At 45.6% G+C, this 22,919-nt stretch carries 20 protein-coding genes; 15 read left to right on the top strand and 5 right to left on the bottom strand.

Annotation, left to right across the window (positions count from 1 at the left end; genetic code table 11):
* Nucleotides 1-43: 43 nt before the first annotated feature.
* Together BT112_RS02410 and BT112_RS02405 are read right to left on the bottom strand one after the other, a co-directional pair.
* Nucleotides 44-1,048 carry a helix-turn-helix domain-containing protein gene (locus BT112_RS02410; protein WP_072315772.1) on the bottom strand — a complete coding sequence of 335 codons (1,005 nt, stop codon included), beginning with the start codon at nt 1,046-1,048 and terminating at the stop codon, nt 44-46.
* A 48-nt stretch (nt 1,049-1,096) separates the two neighbouring features.
* Nucleotides 1,097-1,489, bottom strand: coding sequence for a DUF7793 family protein (locus tag BT112_RS02405; RefSeq protein ID WP_072315771.1), 393 nt, complete (start codon nt 1,487-1,489; stop codon nt 1,097-1,099).
* A gap of 353 nt (nt 1,490-1,842) precedes the next feature.
* Between BT112_RS02405 and BT112_RS02400 the strand changes: the two genes are divergently transcribed.
* The 5 genes from BT112_RS02400 to BT112_RS02380 all read left to right on the top strand — a co-directional run bounded on the left by BT112_RS02400 (nt 1,843) and on the right by BT112_RS02380 (nt 5,631).
* Nucleotides 1,843-2,658, top strand: a complete 816-nt coding sequence (locus tag BT112_RS02400; protein WP_072315770.1) for an RteC domain-containing protein — start codon at nt 1,843-1,845, stop codon at nt 2,656-2,658.
* Between the two features lie 659 nt (nt 2,659-3,317).
* Nucleotides 3,318-3,782, top strand: coding sequence for a hypothetical protein (locus BT112_RS02395; RefSeq protein ID WP_072315769.1), 465 nt, complete (start codon nt 3,318-3,320; stop codon nt 3,780-3,782).
* Nucleotides 3,701-4,219, top strand: coding sequence for a C40 family peptidase (locus BT112_RS02390; RefSeq protein WP_139275954.1), 519 nt, complete (start codon nt 3,701-3,703; stop codon nt 4,217-4,219). The genes BT112_RS02395 and BT112_RS02390 overlap by 82 nt, the downstream gene beginning before the upstream one ends.
* Nucleotides 4,220-4,429: 210 nt before the next feature.
* Complete coding sequence (locus tag BT112_RS02385) at nt 4,430-5,068, top strand: fibronectin type III domain-containing protein (RefSeq protein ID WP_072315768.1); 639 nt, start codon at nt 4,430-4,432, stop codon at nt 5,066-5,068.
* Nucleotides 5,069-5,070: 2 nt separating this feature from the next.
* On the top strand, nt 5,071-5,631 hold the full coding sequence (locus BT112_RS02380; RefSeq protein ID WP_072315767.1) for a hypothetical protein: 561 nt from the start codon (nt 5,071-5,073) through the stop codon (nt 5,629-5,631).
* 229 nt (nt 5,632-5,860) lie between these two features.
* Here BT112_RS02380 and BT112_RS02375 read toward each other — a convergent pair whose 3' ends face one another.
* Nucleotides 5,861-6,145, bottom strand: a complete 285-nt coding sequence (locus tag BT112_RS02375; RefSeq protein WP_072315766.1) for a hypothetical protein — start codon at nt 6,143-6,145, stop codon at nt 5,861-5,863.
* 339 nt (nt 6,146-6,484) lie between these two features.
* Nucleotides 6,485-7,072, bottom strand: coding sequence for an RNA polymerase sigma factor (locus BT112_RS02370; RefSeq protein ID WP_083564740.1), 588 nt, complete (start codon nt 7,070-7,072; stop codon nt 6,485-6,487).
* Between the two features lie 521 nt (nt 7,073-7,593).
* Here BT112_RS02370 and BT112_RS02365 point away from each other — a divergent pair.
* The 5 genes from BT112_RS02365 to BT112_RS02345 all read left to right on the top strand — a co-directional run bounded on the left by BT112_RS02365 (nt 7,594) and on the right by BT112_RS02345 (nt 10,809).
* Nucleotides 7,594-8,238, top strand: a complete 645-nt coding sequence (locus BT112_RS02365) for a carboxypeptidase regulatory-like domain-containing protein (protein WP_175545727.1) — start codon at nt 7,594-7,596, stop codon at nt 8,236-8,238.
* Entirely contained in the window at nt 8,201-8,722 is a 522-nt protein-coding gene (locus BT112_RS02360; protein ID WP_072315764.1) for a hypothetical protein, read from the top strand. The genes BT112_RS02365 and BT112_RS02360 overlap by 38 nt, the downstream gene beginning before the upstream one ends.
* A gap of 81 nt (nt 8,723-8,803) precedes the next feature.
* The gene (locus tag BT112_RS02355) at nt 8,804-9,076 is read left to right on the top strand and encodes a hypothetical protein (RefSeq protein WP_072315763.1); all 273 of its coding nucleotides are present in this window, start codon (nt 8,804-8,806) and stop codon (nt 9,074-9,076) included.
* A gap of 7 nt (nt 9,077-9,083) precedes the next feature.
* Nucleotides 9,084-9,401 carry a hypothetical protein gene (locus tag BT112_RS02350; RefSeq protein ID WP_139275952.1) on the top strand — a complete coding sequence of 106 codons (318 nt, stop codon included), beginning with the start codon at nt 9,084-9,086 and terminating at the stop codon, nt 9,399-9,401.
* A gap of 370 nt (nt 9,402-9,771) precedes the next feature.
* On the top strand, nt 9,772-10,809 hold the full coding sequence (locus BT112_RS02345; RefSeq protein ID WP_072315761.1) for a TlpA disulfide reductase family protein: 1,038 nt from the start codon (nt 9,772-9,774) through the stop codon (nt 10,807-10,809).
* A gap of 302 nt (nt 10,810-11,111) precedes the next feature.
* Here the strand turns inward: BT112_RS02345 and BT112_RS02340 are convergent, their stop codons facing one another.
* Complete coding sequence (locus BT112_RS02340; RefSeq protein ID WP_083564759.1) at nt 11,112-12,233, bottom strand: ISAs1 family transposase; 1,122 nt, start codon at nt 12,231-12,233, stop codon at nt 11,112-11,114.
* Between the two features lie 1,162 nt (nt 12,234-13,395).
* Between BT112_RS02340 and BT112_RS02335 the strand changes: the two genes are divergently transcribed.
* The 5 genes from BT112_RS02335 to BT112_RS02315 all read left to right on the top strand — a co-directional run bounded on the left by BT112_RS02335 (nt 13,396) and on the right by BT112_RS02315 (nt 22,845).
* The gene (locus BT112_RS02335) at nt 13,396-14,547 is read left to right on the top strand and encodes a FecR family protein (RefSeq protein ID WP_217652318.1); all 1,152 of its coding nucleotides are present in this window, start codon (nt 13,396-13,398) and stop codon (nt 14,545-14,547) included.
* A gap of 701 nt (nt 14,548-15,248) precedes the next feature.
* On the top strand, nt 15,249-16,331 hold the full coding sequence (locus BT112_RS02330) for a TlpA disulfide reductase family protein (protein ID WP_072315759.1): 1,083 nt from the start codon (nt 15,249-15,251) through the stop codon (nt 16,329-16,331).
* 36 nt (nt 16,332-16,367) lie between these two features.
* Complete coding sequence (locus BT112_RS02325) at nt 16,368-17,555, top strand: TlpA disulfide reductase family protein (protein ID WP_217652317.1); 1,188 nt, start codon at nt 16,368-16,370, stop codon at nt 17,553-17,555.
* Nucleotides 17,556-17,810: 255 nt separating this feature from the next.
* Complete coding sequence (locus tag BT112_RS02320) at nt 17,811-19,763, top strand: protein-disulfide reductase DsbD family protein (protein ID WP_072315757.1); 1,953 nt, start codon at nt 17,811-17,813, stop codon at nt 19,761-19,763.
* Nucleotides 19,764-20,052: 289 nt separating this feature from the next.
* Nucleotides 20,053-22,845, top strand: coding sequence for a M16 family metallopeptidase (locus BT112_RS02315; protein ID WP_083564738.1), 2,793 nt, complete (start codon nt 20,053-20,055; stop codon nt 22,843-22,845).
* Nucleotides 22,846-22,919 lie beyond the last annotated feature (74 nt).

Raw genomic sequence — 22,919 nt, 5'->3', positions numbered from 1 at the left:
CTGAATAACGATCAATCCATGAACTTAATAACCAATGCTTCCATTAACACCCCCCGTACTTCCGGTTCGGAGTACTTTTGCCATTCTTCCGGTCCTTTGGTAAACGTTTCTTTTGCAGCTGCTTCGGAGAGTGACCGAATTTCTTTTTGAATGCCCTGGAAAAATTCGGGTAATCCCTGAAACCGCACTTTCGGGCTATGTCCGGTAGCTCCATGCCCGAATGTTCGACAAGCAACCGGGCTTTCCGGAGTCTTTCCTGGTGATAGCACTGGAATATGGTCTTTTGAAAAACCTGTTTGAATTCCTGTTTCAGCTTGTATTCGTTGGTCCCGAAATTATGGGCAAGTTGTCTCAGGGTCGGAAGGGGTTCCCCCAGGTTTCCAAGGATATAATCGTACACTTCCTGGAGCAGGTGTATATCAGGGGTGCCGTATGGGACAGCTGTTGTCCGGAATGGGGTTTGAGCATTTTTAATAGTATCACGATCATATATCCCCTCCTGCCGGTTAGGCAGATCTGTCTGTAAGACCGTCTCGGTAGAAGTCACCAGGATACCCGAAGGATGTCCGCGGGTATCACGAAGCTCCGAAAAGGTACAAAAGGCAGGGACGAGGAACTGCCTGCCGGCGGTAAATACCAGTGGTGTCGTATAGGGGTCGTCCTGTTTTATCCGCGCTTTGGCCGTTTTCCAGACCTGGAGGGACTCCGCAGCGAGCAATTCCTTAAAAAGCCTGCCGTGCAAAGCGTTTTCCTCATAGCCGAGGAGGTCGGTTACCGGGGTGTTATATGCCCGGATACGGTACCGGTGGTCCAGCACAAAACACAACTGTACCAGGTATCGGTAGGAGTCACGGGGGTGGATGTAGCTGTAGTGCCCCAGGGTTTCCCGGAGCTCTTCCGCAGCCATATTAAACCACATGATCAGGGTTTCCAGCTGGTCGTTACATCCCGTCCGCGCTATTTTGCAGGAAAAATTTCCCCGCGATATGGCAATCAGCATATGGTACAGGTCCTGCATCCTTTTTTCGTTAATATCTTCCGGTTTCATAATGTGAGTGGTGTGGGTTGGTTTTCAGGGTGTCTTTGCCGGCAGGGGTTATAAGGTGTAAGGTTCCAGGAACTCCATAGCAGCGCTTTCTTCCGTAAACAGGCGGATCGGAATGTCGGGCCGGGGCTTATGAATGTCTATGAAATACTGCATGAGCCCCATACTTACCGGAATATCGGCCAGGAAACTGACGGCTCGGGTCAGAACAAAGCCGTTCCGGGCAATATAATCCCGCCCGGGCTTGTCGGTGTCCGTAATCCCCCGGACATCGCAAAGCACGGGATAGGTATGATGATGCTGAAAAGCTATACGGTCTGCAGTAATGATCCGGGCGGCACGCAGATCTATGACCGTATCGGGTTTATAAATATGAAAAAGAATGCCCCCGGAGATCCGGTAGCATACATATTCATTTTCGATATGATTTTCGGATACATACATTTTGGTGTCAGTGTCATCGAATAAAAACTACAAAAAAATCCGGTTTTCCGGAATAAATTTAACATTTATAGGGAGTTAAAAGGTGAGATTTTAAGAAAACAAGCCCGTATTTGTCAATAGTGGAGGTGTTTTTGTGTAATGAGGATTTTAACATTTAAGGGAGGAAGGGACCCCGGCAATTTTTTTTAAATTCGGCAAACCCAACTTCCGCTCCGGACCGGTTTCAGGTCCGGTTACCCCATCGACACCAGGTGGAGTTCCCCGGGATCATCCACGAAATACAGGAGGAGCCCTTTGAGGTAACCTGTCTGGCACCCCTATGCCCCGAAAGTTTAACAGAGATACTCCACGTTATGGTATATGATGCGGTTATTGCCGGTTTTCACCGGGAACTACAAGATATAAAACAAGTCCACCAATCCCCTCCGGATAACCGTCGTGGTGTATTGTTGTGCCACCGGACCCTGTCGCAGTTACGGGAGCTCGTAAAACAGACGGGGCTGGATTCCGGGGAAGCCGAGATCCGCTTTTTTAAAGAGATCAAGGTGATCCCGCTGAGCTGGCTGATCTGTTTTACCGAAATGAGTTCGTATGAACTCCAAAAACCCAGGGCGGGGAAGGAGTTGCAAAAGAAGTTCTACAAAAAGCAACTCCGCAAAGCCGATAAGTTTTTCTGCAGGCACCGCGATTTTATCAGTTATATGGAGCAGGGACATACCTACCGGGATACGGAATATTTTACCCGGAAAAACCCGGATCACGTTTTGCCCTGGCCGGGAGAGGCCCATTACCGTGACCCCGACTTTTCCACCTCTCACGACCTCCTGTGGGGCAGGGTCCTCGGGATGCAGCGGGTGGTGGAATACCTCCGGACGACCGGGCATACTCCCGGAGGTGGTTCTCCGGGACAGCATCAGCTGGACTGGACCGCATCTAAAATCGCCCTTACCGAACTGGTCTATGCCCTGCACAACGGTAAAGTTTTTAACCATGGAGAGGCAGATATTGCCGATATTACCGCTGCATTCGAAACCTTTTTCAATGTCCGCCTGCCACAGGTGTACAAAACCTATACCGATATCCGGGCGCGCAAAGGGCAACGGGTACGCTTTTTAGAGGAACTGATCTTTCGCCTGTCCAGAAAAATGGATGAGGACGAGGCTTTATAGCTTCGGGGGCAACTATACCCGGTATTGCTTCCCAACGCTTACAACCATAACACCTGCACGTCTCCCGATACCGATACACATCGGGATTATCGGGAGCGATGCCGGGTATAGCAAGGGGACAATCTCCCGGAAGCAGACAGGTCGCCTCAGGAGGAGAAAACATAATATGCTGTACGCTAAATCTCACCAACCCAAGAAAGCCACCACCCGCACTGGCAGAAACCAAAGCTTTAATCTCTTTTAATAGCTCCTGAAGCTCCCCTCTTGAGAGGGGCCGGAGGTGTGGCCTTTATAGCACATCCCCCTTCAAACGAACAAATAAAAAGTAGGTTTTTTCTTCGGAATTACTAAAGAAATCCGTAAGAAGAAAATTGGAGGGTTTTCCGTGAAATTTAGTGCGGTTTGCCGGGTTATTTCAAGGAATTTCACTTCAAAACCTTATAAATACTCCCCAAACGTATTAATGTTAAAGTTTATCGTAATGGGGAAAAACCTTAACATTTCACCGGGAGCTTTGCATGGTGAAGTTGATGAGTTGGTGAGTTGGTGAGTTGATGAGTTGGTGAGTTGTGAGTAACATCCTCCAAAACTCCAGGACTCCCCAACTCCAAGACTCCAAGACTCCAAGACTCCAAAAATGAATATTAAAAAAACAAAAGATGATGAACACACCAAAAGAAAACCAAAGACCCCCGCGTCCGGAACGGTTCCGGCTGCGGAAAGTAACGTGGGAAGACGACTATGTCGATTTCCTGCACAACCGGGCCCAGGGCCCGCGACACCGGCACCTGCGAAGCTGGGGGAGCCAGTCCGCCCTGATCCTCATTCTCCTTTCGGCCTTCCTGTATGCCGGCCCGCTGCTGCGGCTGGCAGACCCCATGGCGGCCGTAGTAGACGCCGGCACGCTGAGCCTGCTGCTCCTGGTACTACTGGGCGCAGCCGCCTGCCACCTGCTGGCGGGCCTGTTGGCCGCACAATTGTACCGCAGCTTTATAAGGCTGCTGGATAGCTCCTTTATCACACATTCCATAACACTGACCCCATGGCAACACGTAGGTATGTACCTGGGTGGTTATATCTCCTTGTTCTGGGGTATGGCCACCTGGCTTTCGCGAATGATGTAAGCACCCTGCGCCGGGTCTACACGGCCGAAGTGGGTGTCAGGGAAGCCACCGGGCATAATGATGGCAAGCGAGTGGCGGAATACCTCCGCTATACAGGGCTGGATGAGGGGTACGACTGGTGCGCCGCATTCGTCAGTTTCTGCTTTGGCCAGGCAGGCTACACCGTACCCCGCACGCCCTGGAGCCCTTCACTGTTCCCGCAGCGCAAGGTGATATGGACGGTCAAAAAAGGAGGGAAGGCCCAAAAAACCCCCCGTGCCGGCGATGTCTTCGGCCTTTATAAGGCCAGGCTTGGGCGTATTGCCCACGCCGGTTTTATCGACCGGTGGTCGGGCAACTGGGCCTGTACCGTAGAAGGTAATGTCAACAATGCCGTAGTACGCAAACGCCGTCCCGTACGTACCCTTAGCGTTATTGCCCGGTGGACGGGGGATTAGCCCCGTCACTGCCAGCGAAGCGTCGGCAGTCTGGTAGCTGGTATGCGCCTGCCATTGGGAGTTGCTGCCAGCCTGAAGAGATTGCCACGGGCAAAGCCCTCGCAAAGACGCATACTTGTAAAGATTTCGGGAGTTAAGAAGGACCTCCTCCAAAACTCCCCAACTCATCAACTAAAAACCCAAATGTTTAACATTTAAAAATTTAAAAAAATGAGACGACCAAAATTAATCACGAACTATGCCCATCTCACGGATGGCGAACTGGCCGTACTGGCCACACGTACTTTGGATGCGTTGAGCACGAATACGAATTTTCCGGACCTGGACCCGCCGTTTGCGGAATACGAACCCGTAGCACGGGATTACCTGGAGAAGCAGGCTGTTACGGCCGCGGGGGGCAGCCTTCGGGAAACCAAAGAAAAAGATGAGGCCCGTGCAGCCCTGGTGACAATGATGCGCCGGGTGGCCACGTATATCAACAACAGTACCGATCTGGCTTCCGTACAGCTCAGTTCAGGCTTTTATCCCGTAGCCCGCCCCGGCAGGATTGATGTCCCCCGCGCTTGTGAATGGACCCGTATCCGCGCTTCGCGCAGGCCCGGTGAGATCTTGCTGGACTTCCCGGCCATTCGGGAAGCCTATGAGTACGAGAAACAGATCGCCGATACGGTGGACGAGAACGGGCAGCCCGTATGGCTGTCCGCCGGCAATAACTCCAGTTCCCGTGGTAATTTCTATGCACCGGTGCAGGATGGCGTGACGTATTATTTCCGGGTACGGGCACGTAACAAGAACGGCGTAAGTGCCTGGAGCCCTGTATCCTCCATGCGTGCCACAGTACAGGAATAATCATGGATACCCTGCCAAAGCTATGTATCCTGTGGGCCGGTTGCTGTGTGGTGGCCTGTAGCAGTACCTCCCGATATTTATCGGGACACCACCGGCAAAGCGAAATCCAACAGCATTCGGAAGCACGAATAACCGACTTCCGCGCCATGTCCGTAGAACAACTCGACAGCTTGTCTTTGGTACAGGTACACCAGGCCTGGCAGGAATTGGAAGCAGTGGCTATCCATCCTGTAGGACGGTTTAGCTATCACCGCGATTCGGGCTTTAGCGGGCAGGCCGAAAAGGTGGTGATCTACAACCGGCGTAAGGTAGCTTACGACGCGTTGCAAAATGAGCACCATAGCCATACCTTACAGGAAAGACACCAACAGCGCGACAGCACCCATACCCGGGAAACAGTGCAATACAGGACCAAAACCACAGCACGTACCGGTACTTCCGGCTCCGGCCGGTGGTTGATCTTTATAGCGGTTATCGTCCTTATCATCCTGGCCCGGGTACTTGGGAAGCGCTTCTCATTGGGGAAATTATTGAGGGTTTTATTCGGGAACAGGTCCGGGTAATACCATTTAAGGGATTGTGTTGACACCGAACAGGGATGGGTTAGCCGTTAAAGCAACCCGGTGAGCGGCGAACTGGTTTCAGTTCGCCGCTTTTGTTTTCCTGTTAACCGCTAACCCAATCGGTTAAGCCGTCCACACCACCCGGTCAGCGGTCCACATAGCCCTGTTTGCGGTTAACATAACCCCGTTAGCCGTCCATACAACCCTGTTTACGGTCAACAGAACCCAGTCAGCGGTCCACATAACCCTGTTTGCCGTCCATACAACCCTGTTTGCGGTTAACATAACCCCGTTTGCCGTCCATACAACCCTGTTTGCGGCTAACATAACCCTGTTCGCCGTCCATACAACCCTGTTTGCGGTTAACATAACCCCGTTCGCCGTCCACACAACCCTGTTCACCGTCAACACGACTCTGTTTGCGGTCAACATAGGCCTGTTTGCGGTTCACATAACCCTGTTCACCGTCAACACGACTCTGTTCGCGGTCAACATAGGCCTGTTTGCGGTTCACATAACCCGGTTCGGCGTAAACAGGGGTGTGTTTATGACGGTTTCCGGAATCTGTGGGGAAATATCGATAGCGGTGAATACCCGGGATTTTACCTTATAGCGATCATGATTTTGATGTTGTCACTGCTTTCCGCTTCAGCGGGAATACCGTTATTGTTCCTTATAACATGAACCCCCTGGGGCTGTATACTGCACTATCGGGATTATCGCAGAAACTTTGGTGTCTGTACGTTCCTTGCCGCGAATACATGAGCCTCTTCGCATCATTTTTGAGCCATGTAAAAAAAGGATTCCGGAATCTCCCGGTTTAAGATAGGAACACGCTTTGGCAAACAGTTTTTCAGTTTTTATCCAGTCTGTATATAAGCAGGAATAGCGTATAGAAACCTTTGGTAAGATTTTTTCGCAAGATCTTAAATGCCTTACCGATCTGGTTCTCTACAGTATTGACGGAAATACCCAGGTATTCCGAAATTTCAATGTGGGTAAGGCCGCTCTTTTTGCTCAACATAAATATTTCCCTGCACTTCGGGGGGAGCTGCTCGATAATATCGAAAACCTGTTTTAAAAGCTTCTCGTTTCGCTCCGTATTTTCAGATTCTACCAGGGTATTGAGATGTTCGATATACCGTTTTTCTACATTGAGCAAGGCCACATTTTTCCGGTATTGATCGATATACTCATTATAGACCGATTTGTATAAAAAACTTTTCAGGGAAATACGAACCGTCAGAAAGTCCCCTTTTTTCCACAACCGGATAAAAACGTTCTGAACGATATCTTCCGCAGCCAGGGGGTCGTTGACCAGGCTGTCGGCATAAATGCACAACCTGCGGTAATACCTGTTCATAAGGTATTCATAGGCTTTTTCGTCTCCCTGTTTTAATAAGGAGATCAGGGTATCATTATCATGCAGACCTGTGTTCAAATCCTCGGGTATTTAGTGAAGGGTTAAAAAAAATGAAATGGCGATCTGGAGTGATTTCAGGAATTTTTTGTCAATATTAAGAAAAATTTATTAAAACGTAGTGGTATTGTAAACCGGTTCCGTCATAGTAACAAAGAAAGTGAAATTGATGGCAGATTCCGGGTGGGAAGTAAAACGATTACTATAAACAAATGTAAAGGAAATAATGTGAAAAATACTAATTTTTTTCGAATGTATGGCTTTGGATATTTTGTAATTGTTAAAGAAAGACCGGGAACAAAGAGTAACTTTTTTTGCCAGGTTGTCTTATGAATATATGGCTAAAAATAATCCGGAAGCAGCCGTCTTTTGATATACCAATATAAAAGGAAATGAAGCAGGCATCTTTTTCCACGGGCGTCGCTTTGTTTTTCGAATTCGATCTTATTAACATAAAATTTAACTAACCAAACGAGAAATTTATGAGAAATAAATGGGTGAAGGAGGTGCTCCCTTATGGGAGACAATTCTTAACAGTTATCATGAAAGCATTTATATTCTGTTACTGTATAGTGGCATTTAGTTTCGGGTCCTATAAAGGGTTTTCGCAGGATGCCAGGATCAAAATTAACAAGGATCTGACCTTATCCGTAGAGCAGATTTTCCACCTGATCGAAAATCAGACCGAGTACAGGTTTATTTATCGGCATGATCTGGTGAGACAGGCGCCACCGGTAAATATCCGCAAAGGAGTGATCCGTGCAGGCGATCTGCTTCATATGGGGCTGACCCCCATAAATTATACCTACGATTTTTTCGATAATACCATCATCGTAAGGCGAAAAGAACCTATCTCCGAAACTCGTGTGGTCCCCCAAAGCATTCGGGTAGAGGGCGTGGTTACCGGTACGGACGGAGAGCCGATAGGAGGAGTAACGGTGTATGTCAGCAACGTCCAACCACGCGGACAACATCCTGCACCTTCCGATTTTATCGTAAGAGGGACGACAACCGACTTTGACGGCCGTTTCTCACTGGCTGCAGAACCCGGGTATTTCCTGGTTGTTACCAGCCTCGGGTATGAGATGACCTACCCCGGAAGGTATTTTTCACTATCCGTCGGGGAAGAATGTCCCGAAACAAATACCGATGTGGCGGGTTCAAAAAGAGGGGTACCTGGAGGCTAAGGGCTATAGAGTTGGCATGGTGTCCCGCGGCGATGGCTTTTTGGATTCGCCCGATGCCGAATATATCTCCAGCGGCGTAAATACTAAAGATGTAGGTGCCGTAGCCATTGGCCGTCACGGTAATTTCTTTTTATGGGGATTTTCGGGTTCGCCGGACTACATGACCGAGGAAGCCAAACAAGTGTTCGCCAATGCCGTGGTCTATATGAAACAGTTTAAAGGGCAAAAACCCATTGCCAGAAAGTACAACGACCGCATTGCCACTAAAGATTATATAGACAATGTCATTGGCATGCTTAACAAGGAATCTTTTGAACATACCGTACAATACTATAAAGACCTCAATGTCCAGTCGGCCAAAATGTTTAAGGAATTAAAGGAAAAGAAAGCAAAAGGGAAACAATTAACAGAAATGGAAGAGGCTATCATTAAAGCACAATCCAGACCCATGCCCATCCCTGATTGGGAGCAGTACGTTCAGTAAACGGCGAGGGAATTCTTTAAGCCTGAACATGTTGAAAACACAGAAGCCTTAAAAGTATGGTTAAAAGAGAACCGGCCATTTATGTATTCGGAGCCCGGCGCATCTTATTCTTTAAAGGTAGACGAGGACCTGAAGACATTGGGTATAGGCAATGATACACCGGCATTTTTTGAGACCAGTATCTCTTTACTTGGCGATCCGCAAAAATCCGAAATAGCCAATCGTGTACTCTTGCGATATACGGGGATGGAGAAATCCCAGGCCGAATGGGAGCGTTGGTACAGTACCCTCAAAGACAAACTGTTCTTTACCGAGGCGGCAGGTTACAATTGGATGGTAGATACCACTAAATAAACAACAGATGCGGACTATATTGATGTATGTAATGTTAATGTGCTGTAGTGCAACCATAGCCCAGACAGCGGTGGTGGCAGATCTGGCGGCGAAAGTGGAGGAAACCTCGCAGGAAATGTATGTAGAAGACCCCGTATTGCAGGACCCCGTGTCATTAAATGCAGCATTAGTGTGGAGCAATGACAAAAAACAACTGGCCGTTGTGATGAAGGTTCGGGTTTTGGAGGGCTGGCATATTTATGCCTATGTCCCCGATTCCCAACCTTACCTTACTGCCGAATTGAAACTGTCCGCTCCCGATGGGGTAACTCCCATAGGCGAATAGGAAAAGCCAGGTGCATATCCGTCTGCGGACGGGGTTTATGTCTACGAGGGAAACCTGGTTTTCGTACATTATTTTTCTGTGGACAAACCGGTAAAAGAAAAGCAAATAGAGACAGGACTTTATTACCAGACCTGTGATTTGAAACAATGTTTGCCACCTGTGACAAAGACCAGGAAACTGACGATATGAATTTGAAATTAAAAATAAATATACCTAAGCCATGAATTATATATGTATGTCAAGCATTGTTGTCTCAACATTCCTCATGGTATGTAATCCGGGCAAAAAACAACTTCCCGAAGATATCTTTCTTATAGAAAGAAGTATCAGGGGGATATAAAACGGGGAAGTTAAGATCGCCTGTACCGATATGGACAAAAGGAGCTCGGTAACCCTTGATTCCACACAAATTGAAAACGGAAAGTTCACCCTGGAGGGACCATTGGCTTCTCCGCGGGAATTGAATTTGATGATCCCGGTGGAAGGCATAACGTATTATGCCAGAGTCATGGCTGATAAAAGTGCCATGGAGGTGAAGCTGGATACCGCCGGTTACGAAAGAAAAATGAATAATTATGTAAGCCTGGTGCCCGAAGTTACGGGCTCGGCTTTCAATAAGGAATATGGCTCATATGAAGCCCTCATTAAACCTTTTGTGGATAAACTTTCCGCAATATCAGAATCGTATAATGAACTGAACGGCAAATATGCCACTGCTTTAAAAGAAAAAGATGAAGCAACGGCAGATAAATACAAAGTACGGTTGGAAAAGTTAAAGCAGGATATGGATCCTTTCCGGGAGCAAATAGACTCGGTTACCGATAGGTATATCAAAAAGAACCTGAATAATGTTTCTGCTTACCTGATGTCTATGAAAGTTGTGGGTTACGGGCTGGAAAAGACTATGGCCTGGTACGACCGGATGCCCCCCGAAATACAAAACGGATTTTATGGGACTTCCGTAAAAAACCAACTTGATAAATTAAAAAAAGCATCAACCGGGGCAAAAGCGGCGCTGTTTGCCGCTACCGATATTAACGGCGAGGAATTAAAACTGGCCGATTACAGGGGGCAATATGTCCTGCTCGATTTCTGGGCCAGCTGGTGTGTACCGTGCCGCAAAGGAAATCCCCATCTATTAAAGGTTTATGAAAAATATCATGATAAGGGATTCGATATTATCAGCGTCTCGGATGACGACATCGGTGTGTGGAAGCACGTCCTTAGGGGGATGAAAGTAGACAGAAGTGAAGGGTTTAAAATCCTGGGTGATGGAATAAGTAAAGGTTATGATATTCACTATTTGCCGACAAAAATCCTTATCGATCCCAACGGGATCATTATAGGAAGGTATGACAGCGAAGAAGAACCGCTGGATGCCAAGCTGAAAGAGGTATTCGGGGAATAATCCATAATACAAAATATGCAGGGATGAAATCCGGATGGGGTTACTCTGAAGTGGTAAAATGATATGGTGTTAGCATTTTTGTATTCGTAACTCCAACCTCTTTCTTATCCGATAGGTACTTGGGGTGGGAGCAATTAACGCATACCACCCACACCTTGTTTTGTTGTAATTTGAAATGGTTGTGGAAGGACTTTCCAATATCAAAATGTTAGAATGTGAATATCTCCATTATGGAGATAGAGATGCAATAACAAAAGTACCACATTAAGAAATTAAAAGACACTCACGACAGGGCAAACGCATTAAGTTTTCATCAAGTTGAGCACTTTAATCAGATAATGGTTATCCCACCCCGCCTTTTTCCTCTTGGATTTAATCCCTACTTTGGATGATTTTTCATTTTTAAGCAAGTTGAGGGCAATTTTATTTAAGATGGAAAAATTCTGTGCGGCATTATTGGCCCTCTTTCTGGATGCATCTTCGGAAAAGGCAACATCCAAGGTCCAATGCAGTTTGTTCTCAATACCCCAATGTGAACGGATCGCTTTTTGAAAATCCGCAGCATTGGCCTCCAGGCTGGTGATATAATATCGGATAGTAGTTTCTTTAGCCTTGTCACTGTTTTTGAATTCCCGGACACTTTCGATTTTAATGATTTGTTTTAAACCGCCCCATTTTTTAGTGATTTCCGGGGTTATAAATTGAAAATCCTTAATAACCTGGCATACCCTGGTTTCTATCCTGCCGTGCCCCAAATCTTCCCAGAGGTGTTTTTCTATCTGTTTACTAAAGCGAAATTCATCTTCTATATCTTCCTGAAGTTGGGGTTGGTTTTCTTTGACGGCTAAAATATAGTCTGCTTCTCTGCTGGTGATTTCTTTGGCAATCTCACTTTGACAGCCCATAGCATCAATGGTTACTACGGTATCTTCTAAAGAGAGCACCTCCAGCAGTTTGGGGATAGCGGTAATTTCATTGGACTTTTCATTGACTCTAACCTGTCCTAAAACAAGATTGTTTTCATTGGCCCAGGCACTGACCATATGAACAGGGGATTTTCCTCCACGGGCTTTGGCACCCTTGATCGTTTTCCCATCTATGGCAATGACTTCTCTGGGTTGTAGTGCTGCCAAGGTATGCACCCATTGGATAAAACACCGTTCAAATTGTTCACTGTCAATATTGGACAAGACCCGGTTAAAGGTATCATGGGACGGGATGCCGTTGGGTAAATCAAGGAAACTACGCAGGAAATCTTCTTTTGCGTAAGCATAGTCTTCCATATCATTCCAGGATTCTGCTCCACCAATCACTGAAATTATTCCGATAAGGAGGATGGTTTCTAAGTCGTAAAGTTGTCTGTGAGGGCGCCTAAAGTCGGTAATTTGACCGAATATGGTCTTTAGTTTGTTTGCGTTTTTCAAAGTATATAGTTTTCTGATAATCAGAATAATATACAAAAATTCACAATGAAAAGCAAGAAGAAAAGTAGTGTTTTTTTACGAATTTACATCCATTTTAAACCCATGTGGGGTTATATTTTTTTAATGCGTTTGCCCTGACACTCACGATTACGCCGCCACATTCAAACAAAAAATGTCCCGTTAAAATCGATAACACAGAAATAAGGTAAACAGGAGGAGGGGAACTTCCCCAGGTTGTCAGTCAGGCCTATAAAGTTTATATTGGGCTTGACATATCTTGAGAATATAATTTCTAAGAGATTTTAAAAAAAGTACTTACGTTCAATCAATCCCAATCCGGATTCAGACACCTATCTCCGTTCTCAGTGGGAATACATATTAAACCTTCACAACATGGAAGATACTCATGATGACATATGTGAGCTGCGGGAACGCACTCCATACTACCACTACTTCCATAAATAGATTTTTGTTCATCTTTACTTAAGACTGTAGAGCCTTTTAAACTTTGTAATTTTTTCATAACATTAGTATTTAAAATACATTAATTGACTATCTTAAAAACCTTAGGACTTATGTCTCAATTTTGTCAAATCTGTATGATGCTATAAGAATGATTATGACAAGTGGTTGATATTCAGATGAAATTTATTCATAGTTAAATATAATAATAAAATTTCACAAAAAAAAACTTTTTGATTTGCACACAATTTATTTTTATAAGTTGTTGATATGTTATGACGTATATCCCTTTGTGATCGTTGAAAAAATATGCTTTATAGGTGGAGCAAACTTAAAAATCAAACAAGTGACTTAGCTTATTTTTCCTGTTGTTCAAAAAACAGAAGCTTTTGCCTGAACAAGATTGAGTCTTATCGATCCGTGGGATATCATAATAGGCAGGTAGGTATGATAGCGAAGAAGAACCGCCAGATGCCAAACTGAAGGAAGTATTCGGCGAATAAACCATAATGTAAAATATATATCGTGAAATCTGGATGAATTACCGGCATTATTTGAAGCCTGGCACAGGAATAATTGTATAATCCCAGGTCTTTGAAAAACAAAATTGTGATTCAGGGAAAAAAGCAGTAAAAAAGTAGTGGTAATGTAAATCGGTTTCGTCACAGTAATAAAGAGCATAAAAATGGCCCCGGAAAAATTGGAGGAATTAATTGTAAAGTATATAACCCGTTCCATTACCGGCGAAGAACTGGAACTATTGGAAGAATATCTCGAAAATCCGGTTAACGACGGGATCTTCAGGACTTTTACAGAACTTAACTATGCTCTGGATGACCTCATGAGTGATTATAAACCGGAAGAAGCCAAGCAAAAGATACTTTCTGTGATCAGGAAAGAAAGAGATCGTACGAAGTATAAACAACGGCTTGTGTATCTCAGATATGCAGCCGCAGCCGTAATCCTGCTTTTAATTTCCCTGCCCTTTGTGTTTAATGACAGCTTTTCTGATAAGCCTGTGATAAATGCGATGGAGGGGATTACCGAAATTCCCCCTGGAGAAGATAGAGCCATATTGACCTTGGAAGACGGCAGCAATGTTGTTTTGGAAAATGGGGAGAAGTACACTACGGAAAAGCTAAAGAGCGATGGCAAAAGCCTGGTGTATGAGAAAGCTTCTCCGGGAGCGGAAGAGGAAGCAGCTTTTAACTACCTGACCGTGCCGAGAGGAGGACAGTTTTTTGTACGGCTTCCGGACAGTACGGGCGTATGGCTGAACTCGGAGTCCCGGCTGAAATATCCGGTACACTTTACAAAAAACCGGCCACGGGAAGTGGAACTGGTATACGGGGAAGCTTATTTGGATGTTTCGTCCGCTGCCAGACACGGTAATATGGCTTTCAAAGTAAAAACAGGAGCACAGACGGTCGAAGTACTGGGGACGGAATTTAATATAAAGGCATATCGCGACGAACACCGGGTAACTACTACACTGGTGGAAGGCCGGGTAGCCGTAGACAATGAGGAGATGAAAAAGATGCTGTCTCCGGGACAGCAGTCCGAAATCAGGGACGGAGACAAAGATATAGAAGTACATGAGGTGAATGTGGCCATGGAAATTGCCTGGAAGAACGGGTTGTTTATGTTTGACAAAATGCCATTGGAAGAAATGATGAGAATATTGTCGAGATGGTACGATCTTCAGGTGAAATTTGAGGATGAAAAGAAAAAGGAAATGGTCTTTTCCGGTTTTCTGAGTCGTTCGGAAAATGTAAACGAGCTTTTAAAGAATATAGAGCGAACCGGAGAAGTAAAATTTCTGGTAAAAGAAAAAACAGTTATTATACAATGAACTCAAAACTTTTTTAATAGAAGCGAAAAATAGCAATTTTTGTTCCACAGGCAGGCTTTTTTGAGTAACATAGCAGCGCTACGTTGCGAGAAAAAGACAATCTGTGGGGCAAAAAGGGCATTTTGCAGCCAATTAAGGAAAGTTTAAACGAATTCAATAAAAAAAGGAACAAAGCTGACATCTTTCCACGGGCGTAGCTTCATTCCTCTGAATCCGATCAATTAAAGCAAACTTTAACTAACCAAACTACAAAGGTATGAAAATAAATCAGTTTTTATAAATCGACTTCCCGGGCATGAAGAATAATAAGCATTCACCATCTTCGTGAACCTCTGTGTAAATCTTTGTGTATTTCTGTGTTATAACTACTATACAAACCTGCCTGTCGGCATTATCCGGAAAACCGGTAATAGGCGTATTGGATCAAGAGGGCAACTTCCTGAGGATATAGAAGATCAGAGGTGGAATTAAGCCTGCCTGTCAGCTACAGGCCGAATGATCTGTATGGATGAAACCGTAAAAATACGGGAGCTAAACCACATCGTATGGTAAAATCCGGAATGCAGGATTTTCAGAACAACTACAGGAAATTATTGAAAATTAAAAATAAACAGATGAAACACCCATGATAAAGTTTCCTTTAACACAAACAAGCATGAATATGGGTGTTCCATGTGACCGTTGAAAAACAAATAAAAAATATGAAACAGTTATTTATAATGGCAATATCCGCTGTATTATGCGTCGGATGTGCACAAAAGGCTTCGGAAAAAGACCATAAGGCCCGGGTATCGGCCCATATCGAAGGCCTGGAAGATACGCAGGTTTTGATCTACTACAGGGATAAGGACGACCGCAAAACCGATACCATCCGGGTCACGAACGGACAGTTTACCTGGGAAACCGATATGCCGGAGCCACAAAAGGTGACCATGATGTTTCCGAAACGGTATGTCGAAATTTTTATAGAAAGCGGGAACATTGAAATCACCGGAAATTCCGATGCCCTGCAGGAACTGGATGTAAAGGGATCCGAACTACAGGACGAAGCAAATAAATACTACCTGACATTAAAAGACCTGACCGACCGGGAATCGGTCATATTCGGGCAATACGGAGATGCCGGTGAAGAAGAAAGGCATGACCTGCAAAAAAAGCTCGGAGCTATTCGCAGTGAAAAAAGAAAAAGAGGTAAGGCCTATATTACACAGCATCCCGAAAGTATGTTTAGCCTTAGCCTGGTATCGGACAGGGCAATGACGGGAAGTTATGAAGACATAAAACCGCTTTATGGCCTTCTGGATGCATCGGTGCTTAAATCCGGTATGGGAAAATATCTTACCGAACGATTGGATGTATTGAAACGAAGTGCTATCGGTGAAACCATCCTCGATTTCACGCAAAACGATGTAGAAGGCCGTCCTGTAAGTGCTGCCGATTTCAGAGGTAAATATGTGTTTATCGATTTCTGGGCAAGCTGGTGCGGACCGTGCCGTGCTGAAAACCCTAATGTATTAAAGGCCTATAACACCTATAAGGACAAGAACTTTACCGTTCTCGGCGTGTCGCTGGACGACGACGGGGCAAGATGGAAAAAAGCTATAGAAGAAGACGGCCTTCCCTGGGTACAGGTGTCCGACCTGAAAGGCTTTGAGAACGAGATCTCCGGTTATTACGGCATTCGCGGAATTCCAAGTACGTTATTGGTGGACCCGGAAGGAAAGATCATCGCAAAAGACCTGCGGGGCGATGAACTTCATCAAAAACTCGAAGAGATACTTTAATAAGACGGACATATTTTTAATTATAAACGTGTAATGATGAAAACCAGGTGTAAAATAATATATAGCTTACTGTTATTCGGTATGCTGATGACGGGATGTACAGAAAAAGTAAAGGACGGGTATACGGTTAAGGGAACTGTTGCCGGAGGGGATAACAGTGTGGTGAAAATGACTAAATACGATTACATAACACGTACTTCCTCGGTCATTGACAGTACGCATATGGAGAATGGTAGCTTTGAGTTCAGCGGGAAGACGGATGCTCCGGATATGGTTGTGCTGAATTTTAACAACAGGTATTTTGCTAATCTTTTTCTCGAAAACAGTGCCATAGAAATGACGATAGACCCGGAGCAGAAAGAAGGTAATATGTCATCTTCCGTGAAGGCTGTGGTAAAAGGTTCTGTACTTCACGATACCTATACTGCCATTACCGATGAGGTAGCATCGATAAGAGATGAAAAGAAATATAAGGCACTGACAGAACTGGGAATAGCTTATAATAATGCAGCCCGGAACGGTGAAAAGGAAAAGGCCAAAAAGCTCTACGCAGAACTGGAATCTCTCCGGGATTTGAGTGATGAAATGCAAAGCAGGATTCTGGCAAAAAAGATCGGGTTTTTAAAACAAAACCATGCCTCGCCCGTGGCCCCCGTACTACTGGGGTTTGATTTTTCGGAAAGAAATCTCTCGTTTGAGGAAATGACCATGATCATGGACACCTTACAGGGAAAAGCCACCGGGACAAGAATGTACGAGTACTTTGCGGATGAATACGAGGCGATCAAAAGAACGCGCCCGGGGGTCAAAGCACCGGATTTTACCCTTAAAACCCCGGAAAATGAGGGGTTTTCTTTGTCAGACATCAAAGATAAATATGTATTGATCGATTTCTGGGCCAGCTGGTGTAAACCTTGCAGGGCATCGTATCCGCACTTAAAGGAATTATATGCAAAGTACAAAGACGACGGATTTGAAGTCCTGGCCGTATCCACAGACAGCGATCACGATGCCTGGAACAAAGCCATTGAAGAAGACCAGACCACCTGGGTCCATGTGGTGGACACGTTCTCCAGGGAAGGATTCCCTTCGGATGTTTCGACGCTGTATGCCGTTCCGTTTTTGCCTACGACTTACTTACTGGATAAGGAGGGCCGGATTATCGCTAAAAACCTTCACGAAGAAGAACTCGATAAAAAACTGGAAGAGCTGTTCGGGAAATAGCTGTGTATTAGTTTCGGTTTGTCGCTTAAAACCGTGTTCCCGGGCAATTGTAGTCCGTATACATTTTAATCACGAATACACGGGTATAAATCTTTAGTTAAGGAGTGAACAATATTGGGTTGTTACCCCAATAACGCAGTAACCAAACAATCAATTTCATCCCTTGTTAAAATAGAGACTTCAGACCCATAGCGGTTTGGTCCTGCCGGCAGGAAGTTTCCTGTCTCCCTATGATATATTAAAACGTAATTTACAATGAAGAATATAGCCCTGTATATTGTTTTTCTGCTTGGTTTTACCATAGGCCACGGACAGGTTGCAGAACCCGTAAGATGGCAGGTTCGTACAGAAAAACTTTCCGAAACGGAGTATCATTTAATTTTTAATGCCTCTATTGAACCTCATTGGCATTTGTATTCCCAGAACCTTCCCGAAGGCGGGGCCTTGCCCACGGTATTTACCTTTGAAGGTGCCGGAGAGGATTTTGAACTGGTGGGAGACACAAAAGAAAGTGACCCGGTAACCGAACACGACCCGGTTTTTGATATGGAACTCTCGTTTTTTGATATGAACGCCACCTTCACGCAAAAGATAAAACTCCTGCAACCCGGTAGAAAAACAATTAGGGCACATGTGGAGTTCCAGGCCTGTGACGACCAGCGTTGTATTTTTGACAATGCCGACCTGGCCTTTGCATTGGATGGGGGAAAGGCGGAAGTAAAACAGCTTGAAGTGGACGGGAGGAGCGCCTTACTGTCCCGCAAACTAAAACTGGACCTGAAGAACCCGGAACTTTTAAAAGGTGAAGACCGGGAACAGGCAGGAGGGAACAGCCTTGTGGCGATTTTTGTATTGGGCTTCCTCGGGGGGCTTCTGGCCCTGCTGACCCCCTGTGTTTTCCCCATGATCCCGCTAACCGTATCTTTTTTTACCAAACAGTCCGGAACACGTAAGAAAGGGATATCCAATGCCATACTTTACGGTACTTTTATAGTACTGATCTATGTATTGCTGAGCCTGCCCTTTCATTTTCTGGATAGCCTGGACCCGGAGATATTGAATACGATTTCCACGAACGTTTGGCTGAACATCGCCTTCTTTGTTATTTTCGTCTTTTTTGCCTTTTCCTTTTTCGGGTATTACGAACTCACCCTGCCGAGTTCCTGGGGCAATAAGATGGACTCGGCTTCGGGTACGGGAGGAGTGATCGGTATATTTTTTATGGCACTTACACTGGCTATCGTATCGTTTTCCTGTACAGGGCCGATTCTCGGGTCTTTACTGGTAGGGTCACTGACGGCCGAAGGCGGGGCTACCCAGCTTACCGCAGGGATTACAGGTTTTGGTTTTGCCCTGGCCCTGCCTTTTGGCCTCTTTGCGCTATTTCCCAACTGGCTGAATTCGTTACCGAGATCGGGAGGGTGGATGACCACGGTTAAAGTGATTCTGGGCTTTCTCGAACTTGCCCTGGCGTTTAAGTTCCTTTCCAATGCCGACCTGGTAGAACACTGGGGGCTGCTTAAACGAGAGGTCTTTATAGGGATCTGGATCGTGATCTTCGGATTGATGGCCCTTTACCTTTTCGGGAAGATAAGGTTTCCGCATGACGGCCCGCTAAAGAAGCTTGGGGTCTTAAGGGTAAGTACCGCTGTACTGGTCGCTGCTTTTGTGGTCTACCTGATCTCGGGAATTTTCGGGGGACATTTAAAGCTTCTAAGCGGCTTTCCCCCACCTGTGTTCTACAGTGTAGCAGCACAGGAGAACGACTGCCCGCTGGGACTGAACTGCTTTAAGGATTTTGAAGAAGGACTGGAATATGCCAAAGCACATAACAAGCCCATATTGCTGGATTTTACCGGGTGGGCCTGTGTGAACTGTCGTAAGATGGAAGAGAACGTATGGAGCGTACCCAAAGTGTACGAACAGCTCCGGGACAATTATGTACTGATCTCCCTTTATGTGGACGATCGCAAGGAGCTCCCGGAAGACAAGCAATTCAATTACCAACTGGAATCGGGCCGGGTAAAACAGATCCGGACCATAGGAGAGAAATGGGCCACCTTCCAGGCGATCAACTTCCATACGGCATCACAACCGTATTATATCATCATAACCCCGGATATGGAACTGCTGGGACCACCCCAGCAATATACGGATACGGAAACCTATTACAACTGGCTGAAAAAAGGAATTTCAGGAACAAAATAAATATTTTGAAGATTTCAACTTAAAATATCGGGACGTTTTAACCTGGCTGGTGTATTATAATAATAGGGGGAGTTGCAATTACCCGGTCTTTTTAAAAATAAATGATAAAACCTTTCCACCCATTTAGGGATTTTGGAGTCATATAAAAATTAAAAAGAACACATGAAGCCGGCATGATCAAAATAATTATTTTCCTATGTATATTAAGGATTATTTTGATCGTCAAAGGTTCCATTCCTGTGCTGAGTCTATCAAAGCATGACCATCGGAAAACAATAAAAATAAACGCATGAAAATATTAAAAACCCTAAGCTTGTTTTTGTTAGCGGGTATTTGCTTGAATACGAATGCCCAGACCAAGGAAGAAGTTCCATTTGATCCATCCATCCGTCATGGGGTTTTGACCAACGGGATGACCTATTATATCAAACACAATGAAGAACCCAAAGAAAGGGCTTCCTTCTACTTTGCCCAGAATGTGGGATCTGTCCTCGAAAAGGAATCCCAAAGAGGGCTGGCCCATTTTCTGGAACATATGGCCTTTAACGGCTTGGAGCATTTTCCTCAGAAGAAGATGCTGGAATACCTGGAAAAGAACGGCATAAAGTTCGGGAGTGAGATCAATGCCTTTACCTCTTTTGATGAAACCGTATACAACATCAGTAAGGTGCCGGTGACCAACGAAAAACTGCTGGATTCCACCCTGCTGGTGCTGCACGACTGGTCGGGTTCCCTTTCCCTGACGGAGCAGGAGATCGATGCCGAAAGGGGAGTGATCAACGAAGAATGGCGAACACGCAACACCCCCGGTTTCCGGGTCTCGGAAAAGGTATGGACCGAAGGGGTAATGCAGGGCTCGGTCTATGCCGAACGTATGCCCATCGGGCTTATGGATGTGGTCAACAATTTTAAATACGACGAACTTCGGGACTATTACAAACGCTGGTACCGTCCCGATCAGCAGGCGGTTATTGTAACGGGGGATATCGATGTGGATGCCATGGAATCGAAGATCAAAAAGGTCTTTTCGTCTATCCCCCTTAAAAAGGACCTGCCGGAGCGAAAGGACTTTGATGTTTCTTTAGATGGGGATATCAACTTTATAGCATCGCTGGATAAGGAGATCGGAAGTACAAGTATCGAATTTATCGTACGGAACAAGGCCAAAAAACGAAAGGGATATGATTACCTGGATCATGAGATACTGAAAAATGTGGTCTCGTATATCCTGAACAACAGGTACAAGGAACAGACCGTAAAGAAAGACTGCCCGGCATTATCGGTCCGTTATTCCTGTTCGAATTTTATCAGGCCGCTGGATATTCTGGGCCTGTATATTCAGCCCAAGACCGACAAGGAACCGGAGAGTTTCGAATTTGCCCTGACTGAACTCCTGCGGTTTGTAAGGCACGGGGCTACGGAGGGTGAATTGCAAAGGGCAAAACTGTCCATCAAAAACAGTAGCCTTTCCTATCTGAAGAATAAAGACAAGATCAGCAGTGACCGTTATGCACAGCAGATTTACGAGCATTTCTTTATCCGCAACCCTTTACCGGACGTCATGCGGGAGGTGAACTATACGGTAGATCACCTGGAAACGATTACCAATGCGGATATCCTGGCCTATATGCGTACAATATACAAGGAAGAGGATATCGTAATAGCCCTCAAAGGTTCCTCCGAACATACACACCCGGCCAAAGACGAATTCATAAAGCGTTTTGAGAAAGTCAATGCACAGGAGTTGAGTCCCTATACGGATACCACGGACGACCAGCCTTTGATCGCTGCCGATCTTAAGGAACAGCCGGTAGTAAAGACCACGGAGATCACCGGGCTGGATGCCCGCCGTTATACACTGGGCAACGGGGCTAAAATCATTGTTTACCCGACTCCGCATGATAAAGACAGGATCTATATGCAGGCCTATAGCCCGGGAGGAAGTTCCCTGCTGGACCGGGACCTCTTACCTTCTGCGGATGTAGCGACTTATATAGCCTCGCAGTCCGGGTTGGGAAGCTTCGATAAAATAGCACTGGAAAAAAAGCTGGCCGGTACGGACACCGCTTTGGAACTTTCCATAGACGAGTTGTCGGAATCCCTGTCCGGGAACAGCACCAAATCCGATATCGAAGTATTGTTCCAAAAGATATACCTCAGTTTCGAGGCCCCGCGGTTTGACCGGGAAGCTTACGACCTGGCGATGGAAAGTTTTACCAAAAACCTGGAGCAGAGACAAAAATATAAAAAGAGTATTTTACAGGATTCCATGTCCCTGGCCCTGACCGCACATCACGCAAGAACGCTGGTATTCAATCGCGGATTCCTGGACCGGATAGCTTTTGAAAAATTAGAGAATATCTATACCGACCGGTTTCGGGGGATTGATGATTTTACCTTTGTCTTTGTAGGTGATATCGATGAAGCGCAGTTGTTAAAACTGGCTCAGAAATATATCGGGAATATAAAACCGGACAAGCGCACGGAAAAATATGTAGATCACCATTACGGACCTGCTGAAGGTAAGACCGCGTTAAGGGTTGTGGAAGCTATGGAAACGCCACAGGCCACGGTCAATATGATTTTCAAAGGAAAAATGGCTTACAGTTTTGAGCATCGTTTAAAGGTAGGTATGGTCGGGCAATTGCTGCAAAAGGCTTGTCATGATGTGATCCGGGAAGAAGAAGGCGGAAGCTATGGTGTTGGTGCCCGGGCCCTGTTAAATGATATCCCCGAAGCACAATATACCATATCGGTAGGTTTTGATTGTAACCCGGATATGGTGGACCGGTTGGTGAAGGTGGTGTATGACCAGGTGGATAAACTTTCGGATACCATAGATACCGAGGATTTCAAAGAGGTTAAAGAATCGATGATCAAGGCGCGTAAAGAAGCTGTTAACACTAATAGTTACTGGATGAATGTACTGACGTCCCATGTTTTTTACGGCAGGGATATCCATACCCTGGACGATTATATCCATGCCGTTAATGCCATAACCCCGGCAGCTATAAAAAAAACAGCAGGTCTGATGCGTAAAAATGCTGATGTTGTTGAGGGCGTATTGGTCCCGCAGAATTAAAACTGCGGATTATTCGCTGTATTTCCGGGAATATAAACGACCGGGGCAGGAAGAAAGTACGACAGTAAATCAGC

This window comes from Sinomicrobium oceani, assembly GCF_900119185.1.
Classification (GTDB): Bacteria; Bacteroidota; Bacteroidia; order Flavobacteriales; family Flavobacteriaceae; genus Sinomicrobium; species Sinomicrobium oceani.
The sequence above is the reverse complement of the archived record's forward strand: the minus strand, read 5'-3'. Positions and strand labels throughout refer to the sequence as shown.